The following is a 25,734-nucleotide window of genomic DNA, read 5'->3' on the forward strand; positions in this document are numbered from 1 at the left end:
CTCATATGTATGATGCGGAAAAGGAAACGGTGAAACATTTACTGCTTTAATTTCCATTCCAGGACATCTCGTAAAAACTCAGGCATAAAATATTTTTTTTCGAGTCTTTGAAGGTCAGGAAAGAAGTGTCCAAAAGTGAACATATCAGGCAAGGCAAGCTTGTACACTTTCTCTGAATCGATCGGCTTGTGATCGATTAAGATTTCATGGTCTTCAAATTGAATATTCGTGTATACAAATCGACCCATCACTTTGCCCCTGAATCCTAACCCTTTCACTTGAAGATGAGGCCATTCCTCATTAAATGTTTGTTTAATGATTTCCTTAAGCTCGGCTCCCTTCACCTTAATGAGGCATGGATTGATCGGATGGGGGAGGATCCGATGTAAATCCTGTTTCGTCACCGGTCCCTCATCCAGTCCATGGATAAGCAGGCCAGAATTAAGAAAGGCACAATCAGCCCGGCACCATTCAGCAAGGGCATCACATAACACGTTCGGAAGCGGGGATGGATTGAACCAATCCACGGATAAGGATTTCGTAAGAGATGATACTTCTTTTCTTAACAAATCCTCCCCCGCCTGATACCACTCCAGGCTTTCCTGTTCTTCCTTTTCAACAGAGGGAAGCTCGTGTTGTTCATAGAGCTGAGCTTTTTTCCCTACAATGTTTTTATTGGTTATATCGACCTCAATCATCATATGCCCAACATAATGACCAAATTTTCCTGCTGCCCCAAGCATCGTCCCCTTAATTTCTTTTCCTTGATGAAGGACGTGATGGGTATGAGCCCCGAGGATAACGTCAATCTCAGGAAATTGTTCCGCAATCACCTCGTCATCCCTTATCCCTAAGTGTGAAAGAAGGATTATCATATCCACCTGTGGATGAAGCTCTTGAACTAATTTCTGCAGTTCATCCATTGGAGAAGTAATATTCCAGCCGAGGGTTTTGTAGAACGGTTTGAAATAGGCTGTCAATCCAATGACACCTATCTTCATTTCACTATCCGTTTGAAAAATATGATAAGGCTTCACCCAGCCGGGATGTTGTGCAGACTGATCAAATAGATTGCCTACAATCACGTGAAAATCCGCTTTATCATAGAGGCTGTTTAAATCTTCATAATCCATTGTAATTCCTTCATTGTTCCCAATCGTTACAGCATCAAAGCCAACTTCATTTAGAAATTCGATGTTTCCTTTTCCTAAAGTCGCTTCACTTAATGGATGCCAGCGGTCTACATGGTCTCCGATATCGAATAGATAAACAGGTTCCCCTTCATCTATATGCCATTGTTTTCTCATCTTTAGAAAATCACGGATCCTTGACCAATGCTCAAAATGACTGTGAAGGTCGTTTGTATGATAAATATGAATGGTTTCTCTCACTATTTGCTCACTCCTATTGGAGGTATGTTATCCTGTAATCCCTTGGTAAATCAATCGAATTCCAATTAATATCAAGATAATGCGTAAAATACTCACTAATACTTTTGACTCAAGTTTCGTATTTAAATAGGCTCCGAACTTAGCTCCAATCCATGCCCCTGGAATAAGGGCAAGAGCATACAACCACTTTACATTACCCAGCATGATATGTGTACCAGAGCCGACCAATGCCGATAGAAAAATCATGAACATGGATGTGGCAACGGCTACATGGGGCGGAAAAAGAAAAATTAAGATCATGGCAGGTACCATTAACGATCCGCCGCCAATGCCAAATAAACCAGACGTAAATCCAACGATAAAGGCAATAGCCGCTCCTAATACAGGAGGATACCCATATCGAAAGGTCTTTCCAGCGGGATCCGTAAACTCCCTTTGAAAGGAGGCATCCTTAAATTTCTCAATAGGCTTTAACCTGTTTCGAACCATAAGAATAATGGCGATTAAAATCATGAAAATACCAAAGTATAAATTAAAGCTCTCCATGTTCAATCCCTTGTTTACCCAAGCTCCCAGTATTGAACCCGGCCCACTGCCCGCAAAGAAGATCAAGCCGCTTTTATAATCTACGGTCTTGTGCTTTAGATAAGCCAGGGTTGATGATAACCCTGTAAAAATCATAATGACCAATGATGTACCTACAGCTGTCTGAGGGTTCATTCCTTCTATCAAGCTTGTATATGTACCGAAATAAATGAGGGCAGGAACAATGATCACCCCTCCGCCCAGGCCTACGAGAGATCCCATTGCTCCTGCTAAAAGTCCGATTGATAGAAGAACCATCCATTCCATCTGTCTTTCATCTCCTGTCAGCTAAAATAAATCCAGTTGCTTTGGTGCAAGTCCTCCATATTCAAGGCCTAATAATTCAATGAGCTGTTTCGCGTTATCAGCGGCGTCCCCACCGGAATTATTATTGAAGAGAACATAAAGATCGTTAGAGGTTTCGTGCAAATGATGGATATGCGGAATCCACTCTTCTAATTCAGCACGATTATAGCGATATAAATAACGAACCTCCCGCCAATCTCCTCCATTCGGATTATTCCACCCATACAGATTCCTTCCGTGAAACCGAACTAGAGTCGCATCTTTATGCGTGGCTTCCAAGACCCGCGGTACAGATCCCTCTCCTGCCTGAGGTTCATCGCAAATGCTATGGATCCACCCTTCCTTTCTCATAAACATTAACGTCTTATCCCTGAACTCCGGTCTGAACCAGCTTTGATGACGGAACTCCAAAGCCAGGGGAAATTCCTTTAATTGCTCCCTGCAGTACCGGATATAGTCAACATGCTCCTTTTTACAATCATACCAAGGGGGAAATTGAAGCAGCACCATTGCTAATTTACCTGCATCCACATACGGGGCAAGGGATTCCTTAAAGGCATTGAACATTTCATCCTTTGTTTCAAAAGGGATCTCCCCCCGCTGATGTCCCGTCATTCCCTGATACGCTTTTACAATGAACTTAAAGTCCTTGGGTGTTTCCTTTACCCATTTTTTAGCATTTCGAAGTGGCTGCACAGCGTAGAAGGTTGTGTCCACCTCGACAATGGGAAAATGAGCACCGTATTCTTTTAGTTTGTCTCTCGGGGAAACATTTTCATAAAGGGTATCATGATCTCCCCACCCTGTTACACCTATGTATATCATCCGCATTCACCTGCTTTATTATGAACATGTCCATTTTATCATAAGGGAAATGGAAATTCTTATGTTTGGCTTCATTATTGTTTTATAGCATTTAATCTACCTGGCACTGCCAATCAGCGTGTGCATGATGTTGAGGGGAACCGCTCCGCTTGCAGCTAGCGTACGGCCGAGCCTCCTCAGCTTAGCCGAACGGGGTCTCGGCACGCCCGTTCTTCCGCAGGAGTCTACGCAGTTCCCCTCACCATCAATAGAAGATTTTCGTGGCAGAGCCAAAAGGTGACAAAAACATTCTAAAAAATAAAGTTTTCATTTACAAGAGATATTGATTGGTTGTTCTTTTTTGTCATTTGTAATTTATATGGGACAAACTATCTTCATAAGAGGCTTTTTTGTGTTTGTCTATATCAAGTTAGCTAGTAATAAAGTAGAAGCACAGAGTGGATTGTAGCGGAAGGCACTTGACTCCTGCGGGCAATAGAGGAAAGCAAGTGCCTGGAGCGGAAAGGAACGGACTATGTTTTAATACTTCTACACATCAAAATGCTTTACATATGAAAAAACTCCCCTGATGAAACATCAAGGGAGTTTAAATGATATATTATCCGATTGAACCTTCCATTTCGAACTTGATCAGGCGGTTCATTTCGACTGCGTATTCCATTGGAAGTTCTTTCGTGAATGGCTCGATGAAGCCCATTACGATCATTTCTGTTGCTTCTTCCTCTGAAATACCGCGGCTCATAAGATAGAATAATTGTTCTTCGGATACTTTAGAAACCTTCGCTTCGTGTTCTAACGAGATGTTATCGTTCAGAATTTCATTGTAAGGGATCGTATCGGAAGTTGATTGGTTATCCATGATCAGCGTATCACACTCAATGTTTGAACGTGCGCCTTCCGCTTTACGGCCAAAGTGTACAATTCCACGGTACGTTACTTTACCACCATGCTTGGAGATGGATTTAGAAACGATCGTAGAAGATGTATTAGGTGCCAGGTGAATCATTTTCGCTCCGGCATCCTGATGCTGACCTTTACCTGCGAGTGCAATGGAAAGTGTCATACCACGTGCGCCTTCACCTTTAAGGATGACCGCCGGGTATTTCATCGTTAATTTAGAACCGATGTTTCCATCTACCCATTCCATCGTTGCGTTCGCTTCACATACAGCACGTTTCGTCACGAGGTTGAACACGTTGTTCGCCCAGTTTTGAATCGTCGTATAACGGCAGTAAGCATCTTTCTTGATGATGATTTCAACGACTGCAGAGTGAAGTGAATTCGTTGTGTAAACCGGTGCCGTACAACCTTCAACATAGTGAACGCTTGCGCCTTCATCGACGATGATCAGCGTACGCTCGAATTGACCCATGTTTTCAGAATTGATACGGAAATAGGCTTGAAGTGGTGTATCCACCTTGATCCCTTTAGGAACATAGATGAAAGATCCACCGGACCATACCGCTGAGTTAAGGGCAGCGAACTTGTTATCCGTAGGAGGAATAACCTTCGCCCAGTGCTCGCGGAAAAGTTCTTCATTTTCTTTAAGAGCAGAATCTGTATCTTTGAATACGATGCCCATCTCTTCAAGGTCTTCTTGCATGTTGTGGTATACAACCTCTGACTCATACTGAGCAGAAACCCCAGCAAGATACTTTTGCTCAGCTTCAGGAATACCTAATTTATCAAACGTTTGCTTGATTTCTTCAGGTACTTCATCCCAGCTGCGCTCTGACTTTTCAGAAGGCTTCACATAGTAAGTGATCTCATCAAAGTTCAGTTCCTGCATGTCTCCGCCCCATTGAGGCATAGACATATTATAAAAATGCTCTAGTGACTTCAAACGGAAATCAAGCATCCATTGAGGTTCTTCTTTCATGCGGGAGATTTCTTCTACGATTTCGCGCGTCAAACCACGTTTCGAACGAAAAATCGAGACGTCTTTGTCGCTGAATCCATATTTATAATCCCCAATCTCAGGCGCTTTCTTAGCCATGTTGATTCCTCCATTCTTTGGTAGTGCCGAAGGAGAGCATCATTCCTGCTCTTCCTCTGACACTCCTTTTTCCATCGCTTTCCAAGCCAGTGTCGCACATTTGATACGGGCAGGGAATTTAGCGACTCCTTGTAATGCTTCAATATCTCCTAAATCCACATCGTCGTCATAATCATTACCTTGCATCATATCAGAGAAGATTTTGGAAAGCTTCAATGCTTTCTCAATTTCTTTCCCTTTGACCGCCTGTGTCATCATGGACGCAGAAGCCATGGAGATCGAACAGCCTTCCCCGTCAAACTTTGCATCCTGAACGATACCGTCTTCCACCTTTAACGTCAGGTGAATGCGATCTCCACAAGTAGGGTTATTCATATCGATGGTAAAGCTTCCATCCTCTAGAGAACCTTTATTTCGTGGATTTTTATAATGATCCATGATGACTTGTCGATATAACTGATCTAAATTATTAAAAGACATCGCTGAAAAACTCCTTTGTCTTCAATAGGCCTGCAACAAGTTTATCAATATCTTCTTCTGTATTGTAAAGGTAGAAGCTGGCACGTGCTGTTGCGGATACGTTCAACCACTTCATCAGCGGCTGTGCACAGTGATGACCTGCGCGAACGGCAATCCCTTCAGCGTCAAGTACGGTTGCCACATCATGCGGATGGACATCATCTATGTTGAACGTTACAAGACCTGCACGCTTACCTGGATCTGTTGGGCCGTAGATTTTCATTCCTTCGACTTCATTCATTTTCTCCAATGCATAAGCGGCAAGCTTATGTTCATGCTCTTCAATGTTATGAAGCCCTACTTGCTCAAGGAAATCGATCGCAGCTCCAAGTCCGATGGCACCCGCAATGATCGGTGTGCCACCTTCAAATTTCCACGGGAGCTCTTTCCAAGTGGATTCCTGAAGTCCGACAAAGTCGATCATTTCACCACCGAATTCCACCGGTTCCATTTTATTAAGGTGCTTTTTCTTACCATAAAGAACTCCGATCCCTGTGGGACCTACCATTTTATGGCCTGAAAAGGCAAAGAAATCACAGTCCAGGTCTTGTACATCGATCTTCATATGTGGAGCGGCCTGCGCTCCGTCAACAACCATGACAGCACCATTTTCATGAGCGATCCCGGTGATTTCCTTGATTGGGTTCATCGTACCAAGTACGTTTGAAACCATCATGATCGAAACGATCTTCGTTTGAGGTGTAACAGTCTCTTTTACATCCTCGATCGCAATCGTCCCATCTTCTTGAAGAGGAACATATTTTAACGTCGCCCCGGTTTCTTTGGCTAACTGCTGCCAAGGAATGATATTACTGTGATGCTCCATGTGAGTGATCACAATTTCGTCTCCCTCGGTCAGGTTCGCACGCCCGTAGCTTGTTGCGACTGTATTGATTGCGGTTGTCGTTCCACGGGTGAAGATCACCTCTTGAGTAGAGGACGCGTTAATGAAATTGCGGACCTTTTCACGGGCACCTTCATATCCATCTGTCGCTCTCGTACCAAGAGTATGAACACCACGGTGAACATTTGAGTTATATCCGCGATAATAATCATTCATCGCTTCGATAACGGAAACAGGCTTTTGAGATGTTGCCGCACTGTCAAGATAAACCAGTGGATGTCCATTTACTTCCTGGTCGAGAATCGGAAATTGTTTACGAATCTCTTTTACATCCATTAGTTTACTTTCCTTTCGATAACCTCAACAAGTTGCTTCTTAACTCCTTCGATCGGTAATTGCTTCACTACTGGAGCCAAGAAACCATGAATAACCAGACGTTCCGCTTCATGCTGCGGAATACCACGGCTCATCAGGTAGTAAAGTTGCAATGGATCTACCCGGCCTACAGATGCAGCGTGTCCTGCCGTTACGTCATCTTCATCGATCAGAAGAATCGGGTTTGCATCCCCACGTGCTTTTTCGCTTAGCATTAACACGCGTGACTCCTGCTCTGCATTCGACTTGGATGCACCATGTTCGATTTTACCGATTCCATTGAAGATGGAGGATGCTTCGTCTTTCATAACCCCATGCTTAAGGATGTATCCTTCGGAGTTTTTACCGAAGTGAACAACTTTTGTCGTAAAGTTTTGTTTCTGTTTTCCACGTCCGACGACAACCGTTTTTGTATCACCATATGAGCCATCGCCCATTAGGTTTGTTACGTTTTCAGAAACGGTGTCTCCATCGTTCATCAATCCAAGGGCCCACTCGATGCGAGCATCTCTTTGTGCAACTCCACGACGGTTAACGTAAGTCGTTAATCCGCTTGCTAAATTATCCACTGCACCGTATGCCACTTTCGCATTATTGTTTGCCACAACTTCCGTTACGATGTTGTATACGCCATTTTCTACGTCTGTCGTAGAAATGTAGTTTTCAACATACGTGACAGAGCTATTATCTTCAGCGACAACCAATACGTGGTTAAACATCGCCACTTCAGCATTGTCATGGACGTATACCGCTTGGATCGGTTGGGTTAATTCTACGTTTTTCGGAATGTAAAGGAATGCCCCTCCATTCATTAACGCTGCATGCAGTGCTGTTAGCTTATGCTCATCCGTTTTCACGCCTTCAGTCATGAAGTACTTTTGAACAAGATCACCATGATCCTTCACTGCTGTAAAAATATCCGTAAAAATAACACCGTTATCCTTTAATTCGTTCGAAAGAGAAAGAAAAGCAGGTGTATTATTACGTTGAATATATAGACTTTGGTCTGTGCTTTCCAAATCAACTAATGCTTTAACTTCATCCGGCAGCTCACTCAGTGATGAAAACGTATCACTTTCCACTGTATGCTTCTGGAATTGTGTAAAATTCCAGTTCGTGATTTTCGTTTTATCAGCAACTGGAAGGCTTAGATCCTTTACTTTATCAAAGGCATCTGTTCGAAGGGTTGTTAACCATTCCGGCTCTCCAAGTTGTTTTGAGTAGGAGCTGACATAGTCTTGATCTACTGGTAGTTTCGTTTCTACAGTCATTTTCATCCCCCTAACACTTACGCTTCTTGGCCAACAGTTTCGTCTTTGATTCCTAACTCTTCTTTAATCCAGTCATATCCTTCTGCTTCGAGGCGTTGTGCTAATTCCTCTCCGCCTGATTTTACAATGCGTCCTTGCATCATAACGTGGACATGATCAGGAGTGATGTAGTTAAGAAGGCGCTGGTAGTGAGTGATGATCAAGCAACCGAAATCCTCACCGCGCATTTTATTGATTCCTTTTGATACAACTTTAAGTGCATCGATATCAAGACCAGAGTCAATCTCGTCAAGGATGGCGATCTTAGGTTGTAACATCATTAGTTGAAGGATTTCATTACGCTTCTTCTCTCCACCAGAAAATCCTTCGTTTAAGTAACGCTGTGCCATATCCGGATCCATTTCCAGGTATTCCATTTCCGAATCCATTTTGCGGATGAATTTCATAAGAGAAATTTCTTCGCCTTCTTCACGACGGCTATTGATCGCTGAACGTAAGAAGTCTGCATTCGTTACACCGTTGATTTCACTTGGATACTGCATTGCAAGGAATAGACCTACGCGAGCGCGCTCATCCACTTCCATTTCAAGCACATCTTCACCGTCAAAGTGAATGCTTCCTTTTGTCACTTCATACTTTGGGTGACCCATGATAGCAGAAGATAAAGTAGATTTACCTGTACCATTTGGTCCCATTACTGCGTGGATTTCTCCACCTTTAATTTCAAGGTTAACCCCTTTTAGGATTTCCTTTCCTTCAATCTCAACATGAAGATCTTTAATTGTTAAAGTAGAACCTGCCATGTGTATTTACCTCCGTGACTTTATAATGAATTTAAGAATTAAATTCTTTAATCATTCTCAATTTATTCTCATTACAATCTTATAACAAATAAAAGCTATAATCAACTTTTTCAACTATACAGATAGTGTAAACTTGACAAGATAATCCTTTCCTATTGTTGGCTTAATATAAAAGAAAAATGTAGCATGCTTGTTCATTTTTCCGGATTGATCATATTGAAGAAATTTTGTTGTTATCTAATGATCTCGGAGAACATTCCGCTTCGTCCATCACCCTATGAGATGCATCACAACAAAAAAACCAGTGTATCAATTTACACTGGTTTCCTTTTTTCTTCCTTATTATATATTAGCATGCACTCTTCTATCAAGTGCCGCAATCATTCTTCTGCTTTCCTTGTAGTCCTGCTCTCTTCTTTTCTCTACTTGCATTCTGACATCATGCTTTCGTTTGTACACCTCATAACCAATTCCATGGGCTCCATGCATTGCCTTTTCCATTTCACTTGTGTACGAGATACTCTCAAGAGAGTCGATAATGAATCATTCCTTTCAGGTTTTTAATTACTTTACAACTATACTACCCCCTCGTTCACAAGACAAAACCAGTTTGAGGTCATTTTCTTTTAAAATCATCCTTATCATTCTAACTTTAGGGGGTTACCTTTAAGTTTTCACAAAATTCCGCCATTATACTGCCAATTAATAGCTTTTTTAATATATATTCATTTTATTGAATAAGTATTTAGAATTGGTGATCATAGATTCAATAAAAAAATCAAGGAGGTTTTCTCCCCCCTTGATCCTCACCCGCTTAGCTTATTGCTTTAACTGATTTAAGTCCTGAATCGATTGCTGTACTAGTGTCACTGCCTGACTCATGACCGCTCCGCCTCCGAATGCGGCCGTTACTCCTATTGCTTCCAGGATTTCTTCTTCTGAACACCCTTGATCCAGGCATCCTTTCGTGTGGTAGATGATGCAATATTCATCTTGGGAGTAAAGGCTGATTCCTAACGCGATCAACTGCTTTTCTTTTTTAGAAAGAATCCCTTCTCTAAAGCAATGCTCGGTGAACGTATTATACTGCTCGGCAAGCTCAGGCATTTTTTCAGTGAAGATTCCAAGTCCCATTTTATAATCATGAAGAGCAGCTTCTGTTGTATTTCTTGGTTCCATCTGCATTTCATTCAGCTCCATTTCTGAAATAGATTCATCGAAAATAGTATGAGCCATAATGGAAATGATTATGTTAAAAAAATACTGTTAGTACATATTCATAGAAGAAACCCGATTCTGATCAGCATCAAAAATCGGGTTCCTTATCTACGTTACATGAAATTATTCAGTCACCGGAACTACTGAACCGTCCCATTCCTCTTTAATAAAGTCTTGGATTTCCTTTGAACGAAGAGCTTCAACAAGCGCCTTTACTTCCTCTTTATTTTCGTCACCTTTATTCACAGCAATCACATTCACGTATGGAGAATTACTGTCTTCAATGGCAATCGAATCTTTCAATGGATTTAAACCGGCATCAATTGCATAGTTGGAATTGATCAGAACGGCATCTCCCTCTTCATTTTCATACAATTGTGGAAGAAGAGCTGCTTCATATTCGTAATCGAATTTCAGTTTCTTTGGATTTTCTTTAATGTCTTCCAGCGTCGCTTTTGTCTTGTCTACTCCATCATTTAATGTAATTAGACCTTTTTCTTCTAATAACGTAAGGATACGTCCGTGGTCTGCTACGGAATTACTCATTAAGATCGTTGCACCTTCAGGCAGGTCTTCAAGGGATTTATACTTTTTAGAATAAACGCCAATCGGCTCAATGTGAATGCCGCCAGCATTTTCGAAATCATATCCGTGTTCCGCTTTTTGGGATTCTAAGTAAGGTACGTGTTGGAAATAGTTTGCGTCAATATCTCCATTATCCAGATCTTTATTTGGCAGGATATAGTCCTGGTACGTTTCAATTTCTAAGTCGATACCTTTCTCCTCTAATAAAGGCTTCACTTGTTCAAGAATTTCAGCGTGAGGAATATTGGAAGCTCCAACTACTAATTCTTTCTCGTCGCTGCCTCCTCCTGATTGTGAATCACTTCCGCATGCTGCCAATCCAAAAATGCTTGTTGCTGCAATAACTCCTGCTACCCATTTTTTCATTTTTATTTCTCTCCTTTTATCGTTTATCCAATTTATTTGTAAAGAAATCACCTAATAGTTGAATCGCAAACACGATGAGTAAGATCATAATGGTTGCGGCGAGGGTCACGTCTTCCCTGCTTCGTTGAAAGCCATCTAAATAGGCAAGGTTTCCTAAACCGCCTGCTCCGATGACCCCGGCCATAGCCGTATATCCAACGAGGGCAATCGCTGTTACTGTAATTCCCGAAACCAAAGCCGGCATGGATTCTGGAATCAGTACTTTCCAGATAATTGTGCTCGTCTTTGCCCCCATCGCTTTCGCGGCCTCGATGACGCCTTTGTTCACTTCTCTTAATGCAATTTCTACCATCCGGGCATAAAATGGAGCTGCTCCGATAATTAGTGCCGGCAGGGCTGCGTTCGCTCCTCGAATCGTGTCCAATAAAAACTTGGTGAATGGAATTAATAGCACAATCAAAATAATGAAAGGAATCGACCTGAATACATTCACGACTGCACTTGTTATCGTGTACGTCAGTTTGTTATCCCATAAATTCTCCTTGGAGGTTAGAAAGAGCAGAATACCAAGAATCATCCCTAGTATAAAGGTAATCACCACGGACATTCCGGTCATGTACAGGGTTTCGAGGGTCGCTTCCCACATCTTCTCCCAATCTACATTTGGAAATAAATTTTCAATCATCCTCTTAACACCTCCACTTGAACCAGTTGCTTTTCTGCAAACGCCAAAGCATCTTTGATGGTCCGTTCATCCCCATCAAGGTGGACAAATAACGTTCCATAGGCACCCTTTTGGGTTTGGGAGATTTGTCCTTGAAGGATGTTCACGTCTAAGTCAAACTTCCTTATCAGAGTGGTGATGAGAGGCTGCTCAGTTGATTCACCTACAAAAGTGAATTTCAACACTTTTCCATTCGGATATTGCGTCAAAAGGTGATCAATGGTTTCACCCGTTTCTTTTGCTTGCGAAACTTCTTTCACGAAACGCTTTGTCACTTGCTCTTGTGGATTTCGGAACACTTCCAATACATCGCCGAGTTCCACGACCTTGCCCTGTTCCATGACTGCGACACGGTGGCAAATCTTCTGAATCACGTGCATTTCATGAGTGATCAGGACAATCGTCAGCCCTAAGCGTTTATTAATATCCACCAATAAATCAAGGATGGAATCGGTTGTTTGTGGATCTAAAGCGGAAGTAGCTTCATCACATAATAGGACATCGGGATTGTTGGCAAGGGATCTGGCAATCCCAACCCGTTGTTTCTGTCCTCCGCTCAGTTGAGACGGATAGGCATCTCCTCTGCCTTCCAACCCTACAAGCTTCAATAATTCATTGGATCTTTGAACTCTCTCTTTCTTTGATACTCCGGCAATTTCTAATGGGAACTGTATATTTTCTAATACTGTCCTGGACCAGAGGAGATTAAAGTGTTGAAAAATCATGCCTATTGACTGTCTTGCTTCCCGAAGCTTTTTACCCTTTACTTGGGAAACGATTTGACCATTCACGTCCACTATTCCTTCTGTGGGAACTTCGAGACCATTGAGCATGCGGATCAGCGTACTCTTACCTGCTCCACTATAGCCAATCACCCCAAAAATTTCTCCTTGGGCAATCTCGATATTGACGCCATCAACGGCTGAGATCGGACCCGATTTGGATTGATAGATTTTTTTTACATCTGAAATGGTAATCATGTTGTATTCCACCTTCTTTCGGAGTAAAACGACCTGTTTAATCAGGATTGTTGGTGTACCTACCCTGGCGTTTTCCGGTTACATTTTTTATTTCAATAAAAAATGCCTTTCCGCGATAAGCAGAAAGGCATAATCATATAGGACTATCCTTTCTCTCATCTGTCAAAGCCATTGCTTTGAGTGAATTGGCACCATTTCAATTTTCATTGACGGTTGCCGGGCTTCATAGGGCACGTCCCTCCACCTCTCTTAATAAGAGTAAAGTATCGATTATTAAATTTTTTAATAAGTTAAAGACTCTGAAAATTTGCTACAAGAGAGATTCTATCATCGGTGATCGAGTGTGTCAATTATTTTTTCTACTCATTCTTTAAACTTCAACCGGCTCTTTTCTCCTTGACCTCGTCAGCCAAAGAACAGACTCAACAAATAGAAGGGGGCGATACCCTCCTCTGATTTTCAACTCTCCGGATTCAATCAGTTGAGACAATCGTTCCTCCCCTGTAAGTAGGGAAACCACTTTTCCCTCCATTCCTTCGATTACGAAATGAGCGTCTTCACTCAAATCATCTAATACAACGCACCCCTTGCTGGAAATAGAAATACCGTACAAATCTTTTCCACAATCAAAGTGAAGAACAAATGGGCTGTCTGGAAATAAGAGTCGTAAGTGATATCTTGAATGACACTGAGCTACTAATTCCTCTAAATATATTCGCATGAATACCCTCCCAGTGAAACTTCTATATTATTACAATTCCACTTTTAGGTATTTATCCCTTTTATACTTTCTCGACATGTTTTGAACGTATCCATCTAATTTGTCGAACAGTAAGAATCTGGATGAATACTAGCCAAAAAATGATGCCATTCGCAACATTTCCCGAGAAATATGTCTTCGTTTGTAGAAAGAAAATCGTTTAGAAAATAGACATATAAAAAAGACCTTCTCCTAAAAGGTCTCTTATCCTCTAACGATCAGTGATCTTGTTTAAGGTTTCATATAAAAATGGAACGGATTGAAAGGCATAGATCCTGTCCCTTTCGACCCCATCCTTAAATAAAAGTAAGCAGGGTACACTTTCGATGGATTGTCCTTCTGCGAATTGGGGCAAATAATTCAAGTTGGCCTTCACAAAATGAAAAGGTTGCGGAAGCTTTTCCACTACGTCAATCATTTTACTTGCTACCTGACAGGTACCACACATCGGGGTATACAGGTAAACGGCTTCAAACGTATTGTCTTCAATCAGATGGGTTAATGCTTCGGTATTACTTACCTCCATCAAAACTAGATCATCCTTTTTCCTAAATATTCTTTATGAACGTCTATATTGGCTCCAATCAGGACAGACGCCAAGTGATACTCCGGAGCTGCTGCCACTTCCTTGTACATACGATCAATGTACAAATGTTCAGCTTCAGGGAACTCACGTTTAAATTGCTTACGTAATTTTTCACCTGCATCATCAGCATCTACGAGGATATAGACATCCCTTTCCAATAATGCATCAATGAGTTCGTCCATTTTCGTAATGCTAATGGTCCCGTTTGTACAAATAATTTCAATCGGTTCTTTAATGATATCTTTCACTTTCCGTTTGTCCGTTGTCCCTTCGACAATGATTACTTTTTCGTCAAGTTCCATCATGATCATCACCTTATCTTTCAGAAATAAGATTACGATAGTATATTCAAATAACAAGAGATGATGTCCACTTTCTACACTTTCTGCTTATATTTTCTCATGTTTATAAAAAAATGCGCAAGTGGTTTGCCTATCTGCTTATACAAATGGTGCCAGATCCATTATAGAATCTGGCACCATGAGCATCTCTAACACCAGCCACCTTCATCACAATCTGTGTATCTTGCTTGATCGCCTTCCGTGGAAGTGTAGCTTTGATAAATTTTATTTTCTTTTGCTTCAAAGTTTGGCTCCATGTTTAACCCATCAAGGGGTAAAGCCATTCTGCCGATTGGCTGATTATCTAAATATAGTTCTACTTCACCATTTTTTAGTTTTCCTGTCACCCTGTTGGTTACATCTAATTTCTTAGGCTTGAGCACCATAAATGTTCATCCTTTCTAATTGAAAAAACGTCTACTCATATGATGCCCAAAATATAAAACAAAACACCTTGAGAAGCCCTCAAGGTGTTTGGAAAGAAATTATCCTTCATTGATCATTTCATCGTATTGTTCAGCAGTCATAAGCTTGTCTACTTCTCCAGCGTCTGAAGGTTCAACAACGATCATCCATGCTTTTTCATAAGGTGATTCGTTCACGAACTCAGGGCTATCAGACAGCTCTTCATTCACTTCTACCACCTTACCTGATACTGGTGCATATAGCTCAGAAACGGTTTTAACCGATTCGACACTACCGAATGGCTCGTCCGCTTTGATTTCATCCCCAACCTCTGGTAACTCAACGAATACGATATCGCCAAGTTCAGATTGTGCAAATGATGTGATTCCTACGCGTACATTTTCCCCTTCAACTTTGACCCACTCATGTTCTTCTGAATAACGAAGTTCTTTCGGTGTACTCATTCTCTATCCCTCCAAATGCTAGTATACAACCTAATATTGACACACTTTTCATTAAAAAAGCAAGAAAACTAAGCGTGAATGATGAAACTTTTTCATTGTCCATGATCTGGTAATCCCAGACCTCTTTTTACTTCCAGGTTTCTTCAAAGGTTTCTTCCTTGAAACCAACTGTCACCTTGCTTCCATCCGTCGTAATCGGACGCTTGATCAGCATCCCGTCCGTGGAAAGGATTTCTAATAGTTCCTCATCAGAAGCTGAGTTTACTTTATCTTTCAAGCCCATTTCCCGATATTTTTTCCCACTTGTGTTAAAAAACTTCTTAAGAGGTAATCCGCTCTTTTCGTAAAGACTTTTAAGCTCGTCTTTTGACGGCGGATTTTCCACAATATGTATTTCATTAATGGCTAAATCTTGATCTTCCAGCCATTTCTTTGCTTTGCGGCAAGTGCCACACTTTGGATAAGAATAAAAAGTCAACGACATCATTCCACTACCTTTCATAATGATCTGGATGAAGCTTGGCCCCATCCAGCATTCTGTATTGCACGAATCTATCTCTACATTCGACAATATTCACTATTATCCTTCTTTTGTGAAACATTACTCACATTGTTTTTCAACCGTCTCAACCAGTTCCTTCAGAAGGACGGTTGCATTATCCAATTCAAGGGAATAGAAGCGCTGTGTCCCCTTTTGCTCTAATGACACCAATTGCTGATCTCTCAGGATCTTTAAATGATGAGAAACAGCAGGGCGCGATAATGTTAGATTTTCAGTTATTTGATTGACCGTAAGAGGTTCTTGTTCGGCAAGAAGTAATATTATGTCCTGACGATAAGGATCACTCAGTGCTTGAAATAATGGAATGCAAGCACGAAATGTATCGATTGCTTTTTGACCCATAGTCTTCTCCCTTCAAACTCATTCACATTCAATTATACCCGTTCTTGTACTTTACGAACAATATTTGTGACCATTTTCCTCGGCATAAAGCGGATGGATTGAGTCAGCATTCTATTTTTGAAACCAGGGATGATGACGGTTTTGTTCTTTGCCATCATTTGTCTATACCCCTCATCCACCACTTCCTCCACACTCATTACCCCTGACTGAAACAGTTTTGAAGATTGAAGTTCAGCTGCATCGCTGAATCCCGTTTTGGTAGCACCGGGGCATAAAGCGCTCACTGTCACTCCGTGTGATGCCCATTCATTCGCCAGGGCTTCTGAGAATGACAACACATACGCTTTTGTTGCATAGTAAACGGCCATCAATGGGCCCGGCTGGAATGCTGCTGTTGATGCTACATTCAGGATTTGCCCACTCTTTCTGCTCACCATTTCTTTTCCAAAATACTTACTCAGCTCTGTAAGGGCAGTGATATTAACTTGAATCATATCCAGTTCTTTTGATAATTCAGTCTGCTCAAATTCGCCAAACAACCCGAATCCTGCATTATTGATAAGGATATCAACATGGATTCCTTGTGCTTCCACTTCCTTGTATAACGCTTCAGATGACCCTGGTTTGGAAAGGTCGGATGAGATTACGTATGATTTCACTCCGTATTTATTTTCAATTTCGTTTGATAGAGTACGAAGCTTCTCCTCACTTCTTGCTACGAGAATCACATCATGTCCTGCACCTGCAAATTTATGAGTAAAGTGCAAACCGATACCACTTGAAGCACCTGTAATTAAAACTGTTTTATTCATCAATGATTACCACCTTATCTTTAATGTTTAAACACTTAAACGTTTAAGTGTTTAAACATATAATAATTAATACAATTTGAAATGTCAAGTTACCAACAAAACAAAGGGACGGACCTCCATTCAGAGGTCCGTCCCTTAAACTATTCTATTACACTGTATATTTTTCTGCGTCGATCAGCTTTTCTGATGCCGCACGTTTGACTGCGATTACGTTGATCGGTGTGTGGCGGGTGAATTTACGAAGTGCTGACAACATCATGCGCAGAGTGTCGCCTGTTTCGGTTGCCACAAGCGTTTCTTTTGCATGCTGTTCGATTTCGTTGAATGCTTCTTGACAGAAGATTTGTGTGTAAAGAAGTTTTTGCTGAGCTTTCTCTACTCCACCTTTTTGGATCGCTTTTTCTGTTCTAAGGACAACGGATTCCATCGCGTATGCGTTCGAAACGATATCAGCAATGTTCACAAGGATTTCCTGTTCTTTTTCAAGAGCTTTACCGAATTTTTGAGCTGCTAAACCAGAAAGCATCAAGCCGATTTTCTTCGCATTCTTCACAAGATATTTTTCTTGGGCAAGTGGCTCATCCCCTACTTCTTCAGGCATAAGCATCATTAATTCCTCTTGAAGGGCCTGTGCTTTTTGAAGTAATGGAAGCTCACCTTTCATTGCTTTACGCAGGTAAGTGCCTGGAACCAGAAGGCGGTTGATTTCATTCGTACCTTCAAAAATACGGTTGATACGGGAGTCACGGTACATTCTCTCAATTTCGTATTCCTGCATGAAGCCGTATCCTCCGTGAAGTTGAACACCTTCATCGACTACATAATCCAGTACTTCTGTTGCGAAGAATTTATTCAGTGAACATTCAATCGCGTATTCTGCAATCGATTTAGCCACTTCTGTTCCGTTCTTCACTTCTTCATCCGTAAGCTTGCTCATGCGATCCTCGAACAATCCTACTGTACGATAAACGGAGCTTTCTGCTGCGTATAATTTAGCCGCCATTGTTGCCAGTTTTTCTTTTGTCAGATTGAAAGCGGAAATTGGTGTTTTGAATTGCTGGCGTTGGTTTGTATATTGTACCGTCACCTCTAATGCACGTTTACTTGCTCCAACGGCACCTACACCTAGTTTATAACGGCCGATGTTTAAGATATTGAAAGCAATGATATGGCCTTTCCCTGCATCCCCAAGAAGGTTTTCTACTGGAATTTCTGCATCTTCCAGAATTAATGTCCGAGTGGATGAGCTCTTGATACCCATTTTCTTCTCTTCAGGACCGGTTGAAACACCAGGGAAATCTTTTTCTACTATGAATGCCGAGAAATGCTCCCCATCGATTTTTGCGTACACAACAAACACATCAGCAAATGCAGAGTTTGTGATCCATTGTTTCTCACCATTTAAAATGTAGTGAGTACCTTCTGCATTCAATTTAGCTGTCGTTTTCGCACCAAGGGCATCTGACCCTGAACCCGGCTCCGTTAATGCGTAGGCTGCCAATTTCTCACCAGTTGCCAGTGGAGGAAGGTATTTTTGCTTTTGCTCTTCATTACCGAACAGCACGATTGGCAGTGAACCGATTCCGACGTGTGCACCGTGAGAGATGGAAAATCCACCTGCGCGGGACATTTTTTCAGCAATCAGTGCCGAGCTTACTTTATCCAAGCCCAATCCGCCGTACTCTTCAGGAACATCCGCACCCAGAAGGCCAAGATCCCCCGCTTCTTTTAACAGGCGAACGGAGTGGTCAAATTCATGGTTTTCCAAATTATCGATTACAGGTACCACTTCATTTAACACATAATCCTCAGTTGTTTTAGCAATCATTTTTTGTTCATCAGAGTATTCCTCCGGTGTGAAAACTTGCTCACAACTTACATCTTCAATTAAAAAACTTCCACCCTTGATCAGCTTTTCTGTTTGATTCGCCATTTCGAATCCCCCTAAAAATTATTATTTTGAAGGAGCAGGGGGCCTCGGCATTCGAGGTCCGTCCCTCCTATTAACCTATTAATTCAAAGACGCCGGCTGCGCCCATTCCGCCGCCGATGCACATGGTGACGATACCGAATTGCTGGTTTCTGCGTTTCATTTCGTGTACGAGGGAAAGGGTCAGCTTCGCACCTGTACATCCCAGTGGATGGCCTAGAGCAATTGCTCCACCGTTCACATTCACTTTTTCTTCGTCCAACCCCAGTTGACGAATGACTTGGATGGATTGAGAAGCGAATGCTTCATTCAGTTCAAATAGTCCGATATCTGAAAGCTCCAAACCTGCCATCTTCAATGCACGTGGAATTGCCTCGACCGGGCCGATCCCCATGATTTCCGGCGGAACTCCCGCTACTGCGAAGCTTCTGAACTTCGCCATAGGCTGAAGACCCAGAGATCCAGCCTTCTCTCTATCCATCACCATGACCGCTGCCGCTCCGTCACTCGTTTGTGAGGAATTTCCTGCTGTTACAGAGCCCTTCACATTGAAGGCAGGACGTAACTTAGCCAGAACTTCCGAGCTTGTTTCAGCACGTACACCTTCATCTTTTGAAAATTGGAATGATTTCTCAACCAGTTTATTATCATTGCTTACTGAACGATGAAGCACATCAACCGGTACGATTTCATCGTCGAATTTCCCTTCAGATATCGCTTTTGCCGCTTTTTGGTGACTTCTTACCGCAAATGCATCTTGATCTTCACGGGATACACCGAACTTTCTTGCCACCTGCTCAGCTGTATGCCCCATACTCATATAGTATTGTGGCGCGTTTTCAGCTAATTTTGCATTCGGGCGTACAACGTGACCCATCATGGGTACGAGGCTCATGGATTCCGCTCCACCTGCAATCGCTGTATCAGAGTGACCCAGCATGATTTTTTCTGCAGCATAGGCTATGGACTGCAATCCGGATGAACAATAACGGTTGATCGTAATTGCCGGTACTGAATCAGGCAGTCCCGCAAGTCCGCCTATATTTCGCGCCATATTTAACCCTTGCTCAGCTTCAGGCATGGCACATCCGATGATCAGGTCATCGATGTTGCCTTCATAATTTCCTGCACGTTTGAGGGTTTCCTTCACTACAAGTGCTCCGAGATCATCTGGTCGAACTTGAGCCAATGATCCTTTTCTTGATTTTCCGACTGGTGTTCTTGCACCAGCAACAATGACTGCTTCGCGCATGATATTCCCCCGCTTTCTAATATGGTATAAACGCTCATTAATTACGTAATGGTTTTCCTTTTACAAGCATGTGCTGCATTCTTTGTTGTGATTTCGGCTGTGCAACAAGACTCAGGAATGCTTCTCTTTCTAAGTCCAACAGATATTGTTCATCTACTTCTGTGCCGTATGGTACTTTTCCGCCTGCGATCACGTAAGCAAGCTTTTTCGCGATCATCAGATCATGCTCTGAAATGAAGCCCGATTGGAGCATGGATTGAGCTCCTAGAAGAAGGGTTGCATATCCTGTTTCACCTACAACGGGTACCTTCTTACGTATCGGAGCTGAGTATCCACCTTCGTATAGGCTTAGTGCAGCCTGTTTTGCATCGTATAACAGATGATCACTGTTTACACTTACTCCATCTGCTTTATTTAAAAAGTTATTGTCCCTTGCTTCATCACCGGATGTGGAAACCTTCGCCATAGCAATCGATTCGAATACTTTATTGGCTACTTTTTGAAGATCGAATTCCACTCCATTCGGAAGGTTCGCTAAGTGCTTCATATAAAGCTCTTTGTTTCCGCCTCCACCCGGTATCAATCCGACTCCGACTTCCACTAATCCCATATACGTTTCCATGGAGGCCTGGATATGAGCTGCTGGTAAGCAGACCTCGCTTCCTCCGCCTAATGTCATACCGAATGGGGCAGCCACCACTGGCTTGGATGAATATTTGATCTTCATCATCGCCTGCTGGAAATGCCTGACGACCATATCGATTTCAAATATGTTGTCATCCTGTGCTTCCATTAGAATCATGGCAAGATTTGCACCTACACAGAAGTTCTTACCCTGGTTTCCGATGACGAGTCCTTTATAATTCTTCTCTACTTCATCAACGGCAAAATTAATCATTTGCGTAATATCCATACCAATGGCGTTATTTGGAGAATGGAATTCAAGAAGCGCGATGCCATCACCAATATCGATTAAGCTTGCTCCGGAGTTCTTTTTAATCAGCTTCCCTGAATTCTTCAGTGCCTTTAAGTCGAGTGCCTTTGGATTCCGTTCTACAAGTTGGTAATCACCATTGTGATAGAAGTAACGCTCACCATTTTCTTCTTTATAGAAAGTCGAATGTCCTTCACTAAGCATGTTTTCCACCCACTCAGGGACGTTCATGCCTTCTTCCTTCATACGTGTTACAGACTTTTCAACCCCGATGGCATCCCATGTTTCAAATGGACCCATCTCCCATCCGAAGCCCCATTTCATTGCTTGGTCAATGCCTACGATATCATCGGCAATTTCGCCATGGAGCTGGGCTGAATAGGTTAAGACGGGCGACACGATATTCCATAGAAGCGTGCCTGCCTGATCTTTCGCATATACGAGTGATTTCATTTTGTTTTTTAAGCCTTTTTCATTTTTCGCCATTTCAAGTGAAGCTGTTTTCAGCTTCTGACGTGGCTGGTAATCCATCGTTTCAGGATTAAGCTCCAGGATCTCTTTCCCTTGCTTCAGGAAGAATCCCTGACCGCTCTTGCTTCCCAGCCAACCATTTTTAAGCATTTTTTGCATGAAGGCCGGTACTTCAAACACTTTCTGCTCTTCACCATCTACTTGGTCGTACACATTCTTCGCTACATGTGCGAAGGTATCGAGTCCAACCACATCAAGTGTACGGAAAGTGGCACTTTTCGGTCTTCCGATCGTTGGTCCCGTGATGGAATCAACTTCTCCCACAGAGTAGCCGCCTTTCAGCATTTCCTGCACCGTGATGAGCAATCCATACGTTCCGATGCGATTAGCGATGAAGTTCGGTGTATCCTTCGCCATCACGACACCCTTACCGAGGACGTCTTCTCCAAATGTTTTCATGAAACTTACGACTTCGGGATCTGTCTTTTTCGTCGGGATCACTTCAAGAAGCTTTAAGTAGCGTGGTGGATTGAAGAAATGAGTACCTAAGAAATTCTTTTGGAAATCATCGCTGCGTCCTTCTGACATAGCCTCGATTGAAATCCCCGATGTATTCGAACTGATGATGCTTCCCGGTTTACGATAGCGTTCCACTTGTTCAAACACTTTCTTCTTGATATCTAAGTTCTCAACGACTACCTCAATGACCCAGTCACAATCCCCGATATTCTGAAGATCATCCTCGAAGTTGCCTGCTGTAATGAGTGAAGCATTTTGCTTTGATGTCAATGGCGCCGGTTTTTGCTTAAAGAGCTTTTTTAAAGCGTTTTCACTAAATTGATTACGAAACACCTTGCTCTCTTCTGTCAGTCCCTTTGCTTTATGTTCGTCGGTTAATTCTCTTGGTACGATATCTAATAACATAGTCGGGATGCCGATATTTGCAAGATGAGCGGCAATTCCTGAACCCATGACTCCCGATCCTAACACTGCGGCTTTCTGAATTCTACGAACCAATGGTATTTCCCCCTTTTACACACTTTGAATGAATACTCATTCATTTTTTACTCAAAAAAAAGACTCGAATGAGTTCCTGTTACATCTAATATAGCTGATTTTCTAATATATCGCAATATTTAAAAGACTAAAAATGATAAATTTTACAAAAATTTCGGTGTTTTTACTATGTCATGTTCTTCCTGGATAATGTAAACTTGTTAACACAATAATATGTTTTTAAGTATCTGGAGGTTCGAATGAAAAACGATACAACATCTATCACGATCCTTGAAACCAGTGATATCCATGGACATATATTCCCTTACTTATATGGAACCAAGGAGAATGCTGCCGTTGGTTTAGGTAAAATTGCCACCTATATTAAAGATGTACAAAAACAAGCCGGGAATGTGCTGGTCATTGATAATGGAGACCTCTATCAAGGCACTCCCCTTACTTATTACTATATGAAACAAGCTCGTCATTTGCCAAACCCTTTTATTTCAATTTTACATGAACTCAAATTTGATGCAGTCGTGATTGGCAACCATGAATTCAATTATGGGCTGGAACCCTTACGTAAAGCGCAACAAGATGCAGAGTTTCCTTTTTTATCCGCAAATATTCTTGATGAAAAAACGAAGAAACCTTATTTTGGTCTCCCATACTTCATCAAAGTACTACCTAACGGGGTAAAAGCAGCTGTGCTGGGTGTAACCACACATTATATCCCAAACTGGGAAAACCCCTCTCACATAGCAGGTTTGTCATTTGAAAATGCCTTAGCTTCAACTCAGAATTGGGTTTCCTGCATTCAAGAAGCAGAAAAACCTGACGTGATGATTGTTTCGTATCATGGGGGTTTCGAAAAGGATATTCGAACAGGTTCACCGACTGAACGGCAAACTGGTGAAAACCAAGGTTATCAAATTTGTAGGGAAGTAAAAGGGATCGATGTTCTCCTGACTGGTCATCAACACCGAAAGCTTGCCGGCACCATCAATGGGGTTTCAATCGTTCAGCCGGGAATGCATGGTGGGAGCATCGGACAAGTTACCATTGAGTTACAACGAAACAAGCAAGGATGGACTGTGTTAAACAAGGAGCCTCAGATCATTTCCATGGAGGGAATCGAGGCTGATGAAAATGTCCTTTCCTTAGCGCGAAATATTGAAAGCAAAACACAATCCTGGCTTGATCAACCGATTGGTACGATTGAAGGAAATATGCTGATAGAAGATACATTCGAGGCCCGTATCAAGGAACATCCATTCATTGAGTTCATTCAGCGTGTCCAAATGGAGGCTGCTGGAGTTTCCATATCAGCAACCGCACTATTTAGTGAATCACAGCGGGGGCTGCCTGATATGGTCACAATGAGGGATATCGTGTCTAACTACATCTATCCAAATACTTTGACCGTTCTTGAATTGACAGGGAGAGACATCCATCTTGCCCTTGAGCGTTCGGCATCTTATTTCGCTGTGAACCAAGTGGGATTGCTTAGTGTAAACCCGAATTTCACCACTCCTAAACCCCAGCATTATAATTATGATATGTGGGAAGGGATTGACTACGTGTTGAATATCAGCCATCCAATAGGAAAACGGGTTACTTCCCTACTTTATAATGGGGAGCCCCTACAGGAAAATAAACATTACCAAGTCGTCATGAACAATTACCGGGCAGGTGGCGGCGGGGAATACACCATGTTCAAAAACAAACCGATGATCAAAGAAATCCAAATCGACATGACGGAGCTGATTGCTGATTACTTCCTCAAACATAAAACCATAAAAGCTGCCTGTAATCACAATTGGAAAGTTGTTGTCGATTATGAGGGACGGACCTCTGTGTAGGTCCGTCCCTTTTCTGCATGATGTTCATCATAATTTCTAGAAGATCCGGGAACCTTAGTAATGGAGGTGTTCGACATGGCTAAGCATAAGAAAAATCCTTCCAAGGCTGGAGTCAGTGCAGCAAGTGTGAAGGGGAACGCTGGTCCTACCGTTGATATGGACGGCGGAGGAAAAAGAAACAGTCAAAACAATCAATTTAAGAAGCAACCATAATATGTAATGAGGAAAAGGCGCCTGATTTTGTTGATCGGGTGCTTTTTGCTGGAGTGGAAATTTATCAACCGTTTTTCGGAATTATCGACCGTTGTTTCATTTTATCAATACCGTATTCAATATATCGACCGATCGACATATTTCGCTAACCACACACCTAATAACCCAAACCTCCCCACCAATCTTTTCCCCACCCATACAAAAATTAACTTTGCCTTGTCCCCATTTATGCAGTAAACTAAGAATATAAATCCGAAGTTGTCAGACCTCCTACTTTATCATCACCATCCAAGGTAGCTCGTCTGTTTTTTAAAGTATAGTAATGAGAACGTTTACAGTAAAGGAGACTATGTGAATGAAGCGCAGACTTTTGTTTTTTACGATTGGACTTTTTATTTTGACGATGGGTGTCGCCCTGATAATTAAATCTGGTCTAGGTGCCTCTGCCTGGGATGCCCTGGCCGTTGGGGAATCCAATATGTTCGGGATAACGGTTGGTACCGCTGTTTTCATAAACGGGATTGTGTTGATTGGTCTAAATGCTCTTATAATGAAGAAGAAGCCTGATGTACTGGCAGCGGGATCCATTCTTGTTATTGGTCTTTTGATTGATTTTTGGTTACTGGTTGTCTTTAATGATTACGCTCCTGAGATGCTGATGAATCAGGTGTTCACCCTTGCTTCAGGGATTTTGACGATGGGACTTGGGATTGCGATTTACTTACAGGCTAAATTCCCGGCAAGCCCCATGGATACACTGATGGTGGCCATCCATACACGTTTCGGGTTAAACCTTCGCAATTCCCGTATTATCAGTGAAGGATTTGCTCTATCACTGGCTTTCCTGTTTAAAGGAGATATTGGAATCGGTACAATCATTGTAACGCTTCTATTAGGATTCGTGGTTCAATACAGCTTTCCAATTTTTGAACAGCTCTTCGAGAAAAAATCAGTGGGCAAAGCAGCCGTTTCTGCTGATTGATCCATAACAAAAAGCAATCTACCATGAGGGAGAT

The 25,734-nt window shown here is 42.1% G+C and carries 27 protein-coding genes and 1 riboswitch; of the genes, 3 read left to right on the forward strand and 24 right to left on the reverse strand.

What is annotated here, in order from left to right:
• Nucleotides 1-38: 38 nt before the first annotated feature.
• The 24 genes from TV75_RS07730 to TV75_RS07840 form a co-directional block, all read right to left on the reverse strand.
• On the reverse strand, nucleotides 39-1,391 hold the full coding sequence (locus TV75_RS07730; protein ID WP_044338164.1) for a bifunctional metallophosphatase/5'-nucleotidase: 1,353 nt from the start codon (nucleotides 1,389-1,391) through the stop codon (nucleotides 39-41).
• Nucleotides 1,392-1,418: 27 nt separating this feature from the next.
• On the reverse strand, nucleotides 1,419-2,243 hold the full coding sequence (locus TV75_RS07735) for a sulfite exporter TauE/SafE family protein (RefSeq protein WP_044338165.1): 825 nt from the start codon (nucleotides 2,241-2,243) through the stop codon (nucleotides 1,419-1,421).
• A 21-nt stretch (nucleotides 2,244-2,264) separates the two neighbouring features.
• Nucleotides 2,265-3,107, reverse strand: a complete 843-nt coding sequence (locus tag TV75_RS07740) for a DUF72 domain-containing protein (RefSeq protein ID WP_044338166.1) — start codon at nucleotides 3,105-3,107, stop codon at nucleotides 2,265-2,267.
• Between the two features lie 598 nt (nucleotides 3,108-3,705).
• Nucleotides 3,706-5,103, reverse strand: a complete 1,398-nt coding sequence (gene sufB / locus TV75_RS07745; protein ID WP_044338167.1) for a Fe-S cluster assembly protein SufB — start codon at nucleotides 5,101-5,103, stop codon at nucleotides 3,706-3,708.
• A gap of 39 nt (nucleotides 5,104-5,142) precedes the next feature.
• Complete coding sequence (sufU, locus tag TV75_RS07750; protein WP_044338168.1) at nucleotides 5,143-5,583, reverse strand: Fe-S cluster assembly sulfur transfer protein SufU; 441 nt, start codon at nucleotides 5,581-5,583, stop codon at nucleotides 5,143-5,145.
• Entirely contained in the window at nucleotides 5,573-6,802 is a 1,230-nt protein-coding gene (locus TV75_RS07755) for a cysteine desulfurase (protein WP_044338169.1), read from the reverse strand. Before TV75_RS07755 ends, sufU begins: the two co-directional genes overlap by 11 nt.
• On the reverse strand, nucleotides 6,802-8,112 hold the full coding sequence (gene sufD, locus TV75_RS07760; RefSeq protein ID WP_044338170.1) for a Fe-S cluster assembly protein SufD: 1,311 nt from the start codon (nucleotides 8,110-8,112) through the stop codon (nucleotides 6,802-6,804). Before sufD ends, TV75_RS07755 begins: the two co-directional genes overlap by 1 nt.
• A 17-nt stretch (nucleotides 8,113-8,129) precedes the next feature.
• On the reverse strand, nucleotides 8,130-8,915 hold the full coding sequence (gene sufC / locus TV75_RS07765; protein ID WP_044338171.1) for a Fe-S cluster assembly ATPase SufC: 786 nt from the start codon (nucleotides 8,913-8,915) through the stop codon (nucleotides 8,130-8,132).
• Nucleotides 8,916-9,257: 342 nt separating this feature from the next.
• Nucleotides 9,258-9,416, reverse strand: coding sequence for a hypothetical protein (locus TV75_RS22090; protein ID WP_172655676.1), 159 nt, complete (start codon nucleotides 9,414-9,416; stop codon nucleotides 9,258-9,260).
• 318 nt (nucleotides 9,417-9,734) lie between these two features.
• Entirely contained in the window at nucleotides 9,735-10,100 is a 366-nt protein-coding gene (locus TV75_RS07770; RefSeq protein ID WP_044338172.1) for a carboxymuconolactone decarboxylase family protein, read from the reverse strand.
• Between the two features lie 156 nt (nucleotides 10,101-10,256).
• On the reverse strand, nucleotides 10,257-11,084 hold the full coding sequence (locus TV75_RS07775) for a MetQ/NlpA family ABC transporter substrate-binding protein (protein WP_044338173.1): 828 nt from the start codon (nucleotides 11,082-11,084) through the stop codon (nucleotides 10,257-10,259).
• Nucleotides 11,085-11,100: 16 nt separating this feature from the next.
• The gene (locus TV75_RS07780) at nucleotides 11,101-11,769 is read right to left on the reverse strand and encodes a methionine ABC transporter permease (RefSeq protein WP_044338174.1); all 669 of its coding nucleotides are present in this window, start codon (nucleotides 11,767-11,769) and stop codon (nucleotides 11,101-11,103) included.
• The gene (locus TV75_RS07785; protein ID WP_044338175.1) at nucleotides 11,766-12,788 is read right to left on the reverse strand and encodes a methionine ABC transporter ATP-binding protein; all 1,023 of its coding nucleotides are present in this window, start codon (nucleotides 12,786-12,788) and stop codon (nucleotides 11,766-11,768) included. The genes TV75_RS07780 and TV75_RS07785 overlap by 4 nt, the downstream gene beginning before the upstream one ends.
• A gap of 152 nt (nucleotides 12,789-12,940) precedes the next feature.
• A riboswitch (SAM riboswitch) is annotated at nucleotides 12,941-13,047 on the reverse strand.
• Nucleotides 13,048-13,158: 111 nt separating this feature from the next.
• On the reverse strand, nucleotides 13,159-13,509 hold the full coding sequence (locus tag TV75_RS07790; protein WP_044338176.1) for an SCP2 sterol-binding domain-containing protein: 351 nt from the start codon (nucleotides 13,507-13,509) through the stop codon (nucleotides 13,159-13,161).
• 250 nt (nucleotides 13,510-13,759) lie between these two features.
• A complete protein-coding gene (locus tag TV75_RS07795) occupies nucleotides 13,760-14,074 on the reverse strand; it encodes a thioredoxin family protein (RefSeq protein WP_044338480.1) in 315 nt (104 codons plus the stop codon).
• Nucleotides 14,075-14,079: 5 nt separating this feature from the next.
• Entirely contained in the window at nucleotides 14,080-14,439 is a 360-nt protein-coding gene (locus TV75_RS07800) for a toprim domain-containing protein (protein ID WP_044338481.1), read from the reverse strand.
• A 185-nt stretch (nucleotides 14,440-14,624) separates the two neighbouring features.
• Nucleotides 14,625-14,861, reverse strand: coding sequence for a YusG family protein (locus tag TV75_RS07805; RefSeq protein WP_044338177.1), 237 nt, complete (start codon nucleotides 14,859-14,861; stop codon nucleotides 14,625-14,627).
• A 99-nt stretch (nucleotides 14,862-14,960) separates the two neighbouring features.
• A complete protein-coding gene (gene gcvH / locus TV75_RS07810; protein ID WP_044338178.1) occupies nucleotides 14,961-15,344 on the reverse strand; it encodes a glycine cleavage system protein GcvH in 384 nt (127 codons plus the stop codon).
• 127 nt (nucleotides 15,345-15,471) lie between these two features.
• The gene (locus TV75_RS07815; RefSeq protein WP_044338482.1) at nucleotides 15,472-15,828 is read right to left on the reverse strand and encodes an arsenate reductase family protein; all 357 of its coding nucleotides are present in this window, start codon (nucleotides 15,826-15,828) and stop codon (nucleotides 15,472-15,474) included.
• A 117-nt stretch (nucleotides 15,829-15,945) separates the two neighbouring features.
• Nucleotides 15,946-16,248 (reverse strand): ArsR/SmtB family transcription factor, encoded by a 303-nt coding sequence (locus TV75_RS07820; protein WP_044338179.1) that lies wholly within the window; start codon nucleotides 16,246-16,248, stop codon nucleotides 15,946-15,948.
• A 32-nt stretch (nucleotides 16,249-16,280) separates the two neighbouring features.
• Nucleotides 16,281-17,063: an SDR family NAD(P)-dependent oxidoreductase gene (locus TV75_RS07825; RefSeq protein ID WP_437176704.1), complete on the reverse strand. Its 783-nt coding sequence runs from the start codon at nucleotides 17,061-17,063 to the stop codon at nucleotides 16,281-16,283.
• A gap of 145 nt (nucleotides 17,064-17,208) precedes the next feature.
• The gene (locus TV75_RS07830; protein WP_044338181.1) at nucleotides 17,209-18,993 is read right to left on the reverse strand and encodes an acyl-CoA dehydrogenase family protein; all 1,785 of its coding nucleotides are present in this window, start codon (nucleotides 18,991-18,993) and stop codon (nucleotides 17,209-17,211) included.
• Between the two features lie 70 nt (nucleotides 18,994-19,063).
• Nucleotides 19,064-20,242, reverse strand: coding sequence for an acetyl-CoA C-acetyltransferase (locus TV75_RS07835; protein ID WP_044338182.1), 1,179 nt, complete (start codon nucleotides 20,240-20,242; stop codon nucleotides 19,064-19,066).
• A gap of 37 nt (nucleotides 20,243-20,279) precedes the next feature.
• Nucleotides 20,280-22,664 (reverse strand): 3-hydroxyacyl-CoA dehydrogenase/enoyl-CoA hydratase family protein, encoded by a 2,385-nt coding sequence (locus TV75_RS07840; protein WP_082051192.1) that lies wholly within the window; start codon nucleotides 22,662-22,664, stop codon nucleotides 20,280-20,282.
• Nucleotides 22,665-22,903: 239 nt separating this feature from the next.
• Here TV75_RS07840 and TV75_RS07845 point away from each other — a divergent pair, with 239 nt between their 5' ends.
• From TV75_RS07845 to TV75_RS07850, 3 genes are all read left to right on the forward strand, one after another.
• Entirely contained in the window at nucleotides 22,904-24,505 is a 1,602-nt protein-coding gene (locus TV75_RS07845) for a bifunctional metallophosphatase/5'-nucleotidase (RefSeq protein ID WP_044338183.1), read from the forward strand.
• Nucleotides 24,506-24,580: 75 nt separating this feature from the next.
• A complete protein-coding gene (locus tag TV75_RS21435; RefSeq protein ID WP_082051193.1) occupies nucleotides 24,581-24,718 on the forward strand; it encodes a YuzL family protein in 138 nt (45 codons plus the stop codon).
• A gap of 355 nt (nucleotides 24,719-25,073) precedes the next feature.
• Nucleotides 25,074-25,700, forward strand: coding sequence for a YczE/YyaS/YitT family protein (locus tag TV75_RS07850; protein ID WP_044338185.1), 627 nt, complete (start codon nucleotides 25,074-25,076; stop codon nucleotides 25,698-25,700).
• The last annotated feature ends 34 nt before the right edge of the window (nucleotides 25,701-25,734 follow it).

Origin of the sequence: Rossellomorea aquimaris (assembly GCF_000935355.1) — a bacterium.
Taxonomy (GTDB): Bacteria; Bacillota; Bacilli; order Bacillales; family Bacillaceae_B; genus Rossellomorea; species Rossellomorea aquimaris_B.

Bases quoted from the DNA above. Each gene is read 5' to 3' on its own strand.
- TV75_RS07735 (WP_044338165.1), bottom strand. From the start codon at position 2,243: ATGGAATGGATGGTTCTTCTATCAATCGGACTTTTAGCAGGAGCAATG.
- TV75_RS07740 (WP_044338166.1), bottom strand. From the start codon at position 3,107: ATGATATACATAGGTGTAACAGGGTGGGGAGATCATGATACCCTTTAT.
- sufB (WP_044338167.1), bottom strand. From the start codon at position 5,103: ATGGCTAAGAAAGCGCCTGAGATTGGGGATTATAAATATGGATTCAGC.
- sufU (WP_044338168.1), bottom strand. From the start codon at position 5,583: ATGTCTTTTAATAATTTAGATCAGTTATATCGACAAGTCATCATGGAT.
- TV75_RS07755 (WP_044338169.1), bottom strand. From the start codon at position 6,802: ATGGATGTAAAAGAGATTCGTAAACAATTTCCGATTCTCGACCAGGAA.
- sufD (WP_044338170.1), bottom strand. From the start codon at position 8,112: ATGACTGTAGAAACGAAACTACCAGTAGATCAAGACTATGTCAGCTCC.
- sufC (WP_044338171.1), bottom strand. From the start codon at position 8,915: ATGGCAGGTTCTACTTTAACAATTAAAGATCTTCATGTTGAGATTGAA.
- TV75_RS22090 (WP_172655676.1), bottom strand. From the start codon at position 9,416: ATGGAAAAGGCAATGCATGGAGCCCATGGAATTGGTTATGAGGTGTAC.
- TV75_RS07770 (WP_044338172.1), bottom strand. From the start codon at position 10,100: ATGCAGATGGAACCAAGAAATACAACAGAAGCTGCTCTTCATGATTAT.
- TV75_RS07775 (WP_044338173.1), bottom strand. From the start codon at position 11,084: ATGAAAAAATGGGTAGCAGGAGTTATTGCAGCAACAAGCATTTTTGGA.
- TV75_RS07780 (WP_044338174.1), bottom strand. From the start codon at position 11,769: ATGATTGAAAATTTATTTCCAAATGTAGATTGGGAGAAGATGTGGGAA.
- TV75_RS07785 (WP_044338175.1), bottom strand. From the start codon at position 12,788: ATGATTACCATTTCAGATGTAAAAAAAATCTATCAATCCAAATCGGGT.
- TV75_RS07790 (WP_044338176.1), bottom strand. From the start codon at position 13,509: ATGCGAATATATTTAGAGGAATTAGTAGCTCAGTGTCATTCAAGATAT.
- TV75_RS07795 (WP_044338480.1), bottom strand. From the start codon at position 14,074: ATGGAGGTAAGTAATACCGAAGCATTAACCCATCTGATTGAAGACAAT.
- TV75_RS07800 (WP_044338481.1), bottom strand. From the start codon at position 14,439: ATGATGGAACTTGACGAAAAAGTAATCATTGTCGAAGGGACAACGGAC.
- TV75_RS07805 (WP_044338177.1), bottom strand. From the start codon at position 14,861: ATGGTGCTCAAGCCTAAGAAATTAGATGTAACCAACAGGGTGACAGGA.
- gcvH (WP_044338178.1), bottom strand. From the start codon at position 15,344: ATGAGTACACCGAAAGAACTTCGTTATTCAGAAGAACATGAGTGGGTC.
- TV75_RS07815 (WP_044338482.1), bottom strand. From the start codon at position 15,828: ATGTCGTTGACTTTTTATTCTTATCCAAAGTGTGGCACTTGCCGCAAA.
- TV75_RS07820 (WP_044338179.1), bottom strand. From the start codon at position 16,248: ATGGGTCAAAAAGCAATCGATACATTTCGTGCTTGCATTCCATTATTT.
- TV75_RS07830 (WP_044338181.1), bottom strand. From the start codon at position 18,993: ATGGCGAATCAAACAGAAAAGCTGATCAAGGGTGGAAGTTTTTTAATT.
- TV75_RS07835 (WP_044338182.1), bottom strand. From the start codon at position 20,242: ATGCGCGAAGCAGTCATTGTTGCTGGTGCAAGAACACCAGTCGGAAAA.
- TV75_RS07845 (WP_044338183.1), top strand. From the start codon at position 22,904: ATGAAAAACGATACAACATCTATCACGATCCTTGAAACCAGTGATATC.
- TV75_RS21435 (WP_082051193.1), top strand. From the start codon at position 24,581: ATGGCTAAGCATAAGAAAAATCCTTCCAAGGCTGGAGTCAGTGCAGCA.
- TV75_RS07850 (WP_044338185.1), top strand. From the start codon at position 25,074: ATGAAGCGCAGACTTTTGTTTTTTACGATTGGACTTTTTATTTTGACG.